The organism is Mesorhizobium sp. M7A.F.Ca.CA.002.09.1.1, assembly GCF_003998555.1.
Taxonomy (GTDB): Bacteria; Pseudomonadota; Alphaproteobacteria; order Rhizobiales; family Rhizobiaceae; genus Mesorhizobium; species Mesorhizobium ciceri.
In genome coordinates, this window is sequence record NZ_RZRR01001511.1 from 1 (window position 1) to 599 (window position 599).

General features: G+C 63.3%; 1 protein-coding gene. It reads right to left on the reverse strand.

All coding sequences use genetic code 11. From position 1 onward, the window contains the following. On the reverse strand, nucleotides 1-599 hold a 599-nt coding region (locus tag EN994_RS34350; RefSeq protein WP_245466183.1), incomplete at both ends, for an AIR synthase-related protein.

Below are 599 nucleotides of genomic sequence, written 5' to 3' on the forward strand. Positions count from 1 at the left end.
CGGTCATATTCCGGAGCCTTGTCGCCAAGATCCTTGATCGGCAGGTTGGCAACCTCGTCGCCCTGGTGCAGCACGCGGAAGCGCAGATCGTCGGTGGTCTTGCCGACGATGGCGAAGTCGAGCCCCCATTTGTGGAAGATCGCCTCGGCTTCCTTTTCCTTTTCCGGACGCAGCACCATCAGCATGCGCTCCTGGCTTTCCGAAAGCATCATTTCGTAGGCGCTCATGCGCTCTTCGCGCACCGGCACCTTGTCGAGATCGAGCTCGATGCCGAGGTCGCCCTTGGCGCCCATTTCGACCGCCGAGCAGGTGAGGCCGGCCGCACCCATGTCCTGGATGGCGATGACGGCGCCCGAGGCCATCAGTTCGAGGCTGGCTTCCAGCAGGCACTTTTCGGTGAAGGGATCGCCGACCTGCACTGTCGGACGCTTCTCATCGATCTTGTCGTCGAATTCGGCCGAAGCCATGGTGGCGCCGCCGACGCCGTCGCGGCCGGTCTTGGCGCCGAGATAGACGACCGGCAGGCCGACTCCCTTGGCTTCGGACAGGAAGATCGCATCGGTCTTGGCAAGGCCCGCTGCAAAGGCGTTGACCAGGAT